Source organism: Aestuariivirga sp. (genome assembly GCF_044238155.1).
Classification (GTDB): domain Bacteria; phylum Pseudomonadota; class Alphaproteobacteria; order Rhizobiales; family Aestuariivirgaceae; genus Aestuariivirga.
Genome location: NZ_JBIIDX010000212.1, coordinates 1 through 3993 on the forward strand (window position 1 = coordinate 1; position 3993 = coordinate 3993).

Consider the following 3993-nt stretch of genomic DNA (forward strand, 5'->3'; position numbering starts at 1 on the left):
CGACGCAAGCTCAACTGTCTTCGCCGGGGCCGCGCCACTCCGGAATCAGATCTTCGAGTTCGAGGGTGGACTGGCCGCGCCCGGCCGCAGCGCGGCTTGCCTCGGGCGCCGGGCCTGCGACGCGCAGTGCCGCGAAGGGCCCGGCGTTGCCGCTGATCTCGCTGTCGGGCTGATCCGCCCAGCCCCAGACCAGCGATGCGGAGTAAATGGCCTTTGCGGTCAGGCGCTCGGTCAGATAGCCGGCCACAGCGCAGACTTCGGGCTGTCGACTGCAGAAAGAGGCAGCGTCAGAGGCTGCCGCCCCGGCCGAGGTCAGCAGCTCGAGGGTGGATGGCTGCTGGTCATCGCGACCTGCCGCCCCGTCCTCGTCGGGCGGCGAGGGCAGCAGGAGCCCGGCGGCTCCCAGCAGGATCAATGTCCGAATGATGCGCATGTCAGGTTCAGTCTACAATGGATTGATGACTATAGGACAGGCGGTTGACCGGTGCTGAACAGGCCTGGCTTATTTTGAGTAAACAGCTGTGCCAGCCTGTGAGTGCCGGACGCAAATGCGGCCGGAAACCTGCCGCCTGCCTCGAATCGAAAGGTTCCGTTAACCGCGAATGGTGCAATTTCGTCTGGAACGGGGCCGCTGTCAGGCTGCCCCCGGGAGAACGGTTGCCGGGCCCGGACATGCGTGAAGAACTGCCGAAACACGTGCGCAGGAACCGGATCCTGCCGGTCACCGCCTGGAGTCTCACGGCGGTGATGGCCCTTGCCATTGTTGGCAATGCCCTGTTCGGGCAACAGTCGAAACCAGTACCCGCACAGGCTGGGCTCGAGCCGCAGGCGGAGTCCGATCCTGCCGTTCCCCAGGTTGGTGTACGCACCATTCAGCTGAAATTCGACCCGGTGGTGGAGGCAGTTCAGCGCGAGCTGATCACCGCGGGATACTACAAGGGGATTGCTGACGGCGTGAATGGCCGCAAGACGCGACAGGCGGTGAAGGCCTATCAGGAGGCGGTTGGCCTCAAGCCCGATGGCCAGCCCACGGCGGAACTGGCCGAACATATCCGCTTCACGCGTGCGGTGGCGCAAGCCGCGCTGTTCACCGGTACGATCGAGGCTGCCCCCGATGCAGATATCCGTGCCGCGATCCGGCGCGTTCAGACGGCGCTCACTGAGCTCTCCTACAGCCCCGGCGCCGTCGACGGCGAACTCACCCGCCAGACCCGCGATGCCATCATCGCCTTCCAGCGTGACCGCAACATGCCGCAGACCGGCGAGATCAATGACGCGCTGATGGCTGAGCTCGGGAAGGCCGGCGCTCAGGCTGAAGCCCAGTCGCCGTAGTCCGTTGCGCCTCAAGTCGGCAATCTGGGTCAGCGCTTTCCTGCGGCGCTGCATGGTCGAGGGGATATTCGGCGCCGTGGTGCGCAAAGGTGCGGAGGAGGCTGGCGCGGTCTTCGTCATCGTCAATCACCTCGACGGCACCTGCCATCTCTTCGGCCCTGCGGCCGGACCTTCGCATGATGATGCCGGCGAGCGGCGCTGGAATATCGAGCTGCGGCCTCCGGCAGGGCCTGGCGAGGTCATGGCGCTGCTGGAGCGGCGCAAGCGGGCTGACCCGGACCTGTGGATCGTCGAGGTCGAGGACAGGGCCGGCACGGCAGGACTCGCTGGCTCCGCTTAATTTATTGTTAACCATGATGTGGCCAGTCTCGTCTCAACCCGAGGAGATCCCGGAAGACATGCGATGCGAGCCCTGACTGACTGTGCTGTGATTGCGTTTCCCCAAGATCGAGTGCGGCCTGTCAGCGGTGACAGGGCGGCTCCGGCGGAAGTGTTGATCTTCAACGGTGTGCGGGTCGAGCGAATCTATGATCTCGCTGAGCGCCTGACACCGGGACGAACCCTGCCGGCATCGAATTCGGCAGGCCCTCAAGCCCGCAGTACCTGAGGCGTCTTTCCTGAACGTCACTGGCCTGACATGGCGGAACACCGCGATGCCGATATCAGGTCCGCGGCAGGCGCCCTGACGCCGGCGGACGGATCGGGATACCAGATGATCGCAAGCCCCTGCGCCACCGGAGACAGAACGGCCCAGCCGCTGGCAATGTCCTGGGTCTTGTCCGGGCCGGTCGCGCTCAGGATCTGCTCGGCCAGGCTGGGCGCGCGTGACAGCCGCAGCGTGAAACTGTCTGCCCCCGACTGGCGGTCATTCACGGAATAGATCACCTCGGCCTCGCTCGTATAGATGGTGGCGATCCACGGGCCATCCGGCATGGCAGCAGAGACTGCCACATCGCCTGCCATCAGATCGAACAGGCACATGCCTGTGACGCCACTGCGCGGCATGCCGGGGAACAGCCGCGCCTGTTCGCCTGGACTGAGCACGAAAAAGCTGTTGCGGCCATGATTTTGCGCAAGCGCAGCAAGCTCGCGGGAGAACAGCCAGCTGGGGAGATAAAGCGTGAAAGCCGCATGCGCGGCTGCAGCAAGGGCCAGGGCCACTGCTGCCCAGAAGGCATGGCGCTTCATGAGCAGCTCTCGCGGGTGAGCGTGAAGGGCGGCTGATTGGCGTCCCGCCCATCTTGCAACGCCCAGTAAACGAAGCTGAGATGCGGGCCTTGCGGCAGTTTCAGCCAATTGCCTGGCGCCGGCAGGCTGGAGGCAGTGATCGTGATCGACCCGTCGGCGGCGGCAAGCACCGATCCGCTGTGCATGCTGGCCTGGAGAGCGGCATCGGCGGTTCGCCCGGCAATCGCGCTCAGGCTCCACCATTCCGGCAACGGCTCTGCTGACGACAGGCGATAGGTGCAGCGTGGACTCAGCGCCTCGCCCTCGTCGTCGCTGCTGGCGATGGCTTCGCTGATCTGGCCGGGCGGCGGGGGTAGCCGGCCGGCGAGCAGGTCATGGCTGCGGGCGTAGACATCCGTCCTGGCGCCGAGGCCAGCCTTGCGCATCGACCATGCGCCGCTTCCGGAGAGCAGCTGATCGGCAGACTGCTGTATCATCAGGATGGCGCTGAAACAGCCTGCAGCCAGCCCGCCGACGATGTAGGTCGATGCCCAAATGAAACGCTGCATGGAATTCAGAAGATACGCTCGAAAAGCGTCTTGCGCTTTTTCTTCTTGGACTTCTTTTCCGGTGGCGGCAGATTTTCTTCCTCGCCGAACAGGCGTTCGAACACACGCGGGAAGGGGAGCCGCGGGTCAGGCTCGACATTGGCCCGTGGCAGCACCAGAGACTGCGGGCTGGCATCGGCCCGCTTGGCGGCTGCCGCCGCCGTTGCCGCCGTCGCAGCTGTGGCGGTGGCGGGCGTCGCCTCGAACAGGTCGAACATTCCGGTGAGAACGGTGTTCACGTCTTCGGCCGGTTGCGGCGCGAGGTCGGCTCCGAGTGCCTGATCCGTCTCGTCGCTCGGCGGAGCCGGCGACATGGCGGCAGGAGCGAGTGCCGCGGCGGCCAGCGCATAGGACTCGTCATAAGGCACACCGGCAAGTCCGATGGGTGGAAGGCCGCGCTCCGCTTCAACCATGATGCGCTTCCAGATGGGAGCCGGCAGGAGCCCGCCGGTCACCTCCTTCATCGGGGTGAAGTCGTCATTGCCGACCCATACGCCGGTCACGTAGTGGCCGGTGTAGCCAATGTACCAGGCGTCGCGGTAACCTTGGTTGGTGCCCGTTTTTCCGGCCTGGGGCGCGAAGCCCAGATCGGCGCGCCGGCCGGTGCCGGATTTCACCACGGCATTGAGCATGCCGTTGAGCTCGGCCACCTTCTCCTCCGGAAACACACGGCGCGGCTGCATCTCGATGCCAGAGGCGTGACGATAGAGCACGTCACCGTTGGCACGGCGGATTTCGAGCACGGCATAGGGCTGGGCTGCAAATCCGCCGGAGGCAAAGCTGATGTAGCCCGTGGTCAGATCAATGAGCGAGAGCGCACTGGTGCCAAGCACCATGGGCGCCCAGGTCTCAAGCACGCCGCGGATTCCGGCGAGATGCGCGGTGT

Annotated in this window: 6 protein-coding genes; 2 read left to right on the forward strand and 4 right to left on the reverse strand. The window is 65.3% G+C overall.

What is annotated here, in order from left to right:
* Nucleotides 1–10: 10 nt before the first annotated feature.
* Nucleotides 11–433 carry a DUF5330 domain-containing protein gene (locus tag ACILRN_RS16000; RefSeq protein ID WP_395689962.1) on the reverse strand — a complete coding sequence of 141 codons (423 nt, stop codon included), beginning with the start codon at nt 431–433 and terminating at the stop codon, nt 11–13.
* 239 nt (nt 434–672) lie between these two features.
* Between ACILRN_RS16000 and ACILRN_RS16005 the strand changes: the two genes are divergently transcribed.
* Together ACILRN_RS16005 and ACILRN_RS16010 are read left to right on the forward strand one after the other, a co-directional pair.
* On the forward strand, nt 673–1332 hold the full coding sequence (locus ACILRN_RS16005) for a peptidoglycan-binding protein (RefSeq protein WP_395689963.1): 660 nt from the start codon (nt 673–675) through the stop codon (nt 1330–1332).
* Between the two features lie 4 nt (nt 1333–1336).
* Complete coding sequence (locus ACILRN_RS16010) at nt 1337–1672, forward strand: DUF1491 family protein (protein WP_395689964.1); 336 nt, start codon at nt 1337–1339, stop codon at nt 1670–1672.
* Nucleotides 1673–1956: 284 nt separating this feature from the next.
* On the opposite strand, the gene ACILRN_RS16015 is transcribed toward ACILRN_RS16010, so the two are convergent.
* The 3 genes from ACILRN_RS16015 to ACILRN_RS16025 all read right to left on the reverse strand — a co-directional run.
* Nucleotides 1957–2520 carry a hypothetical protein gene (locus ACILRN_RS16015; protein WP_395689965.1) on the reverse strand — a complete coding sequence of 188 codons (564 nt, stop codon included), beginning with the start codon at nt 2518–2520 and terminating at the stop codon, nt 1957–1959.
* Nucleotides 2517–3068 carry a DUF1214 domain-containing protein gene (locus tag ACILRN_RS16020; protein WP_395689966.1) on the reverse strand — a complete coding sequence of 184 codons (552 nt, stop codon included), beginning with the start codon at nt 3066–3068 and terminating at the stop codon, nt 2517–2519. Before ACILRN_RS16020 ends, ACILRN_RS16015 begins: the two co-directional genes overlap by 4 nt.
* A 5-nt stretch (nt 3069–3073) precedes the next feature.
* Nucleotides 3074–3993 (reverse strand): penicillin-binding transpeptidase domain-containing protein (locus ACILRN_RS16025; RefSeq protein WP_395689967.1); only part of this gene is annotated, 920 nt, incomplete at its 5' end.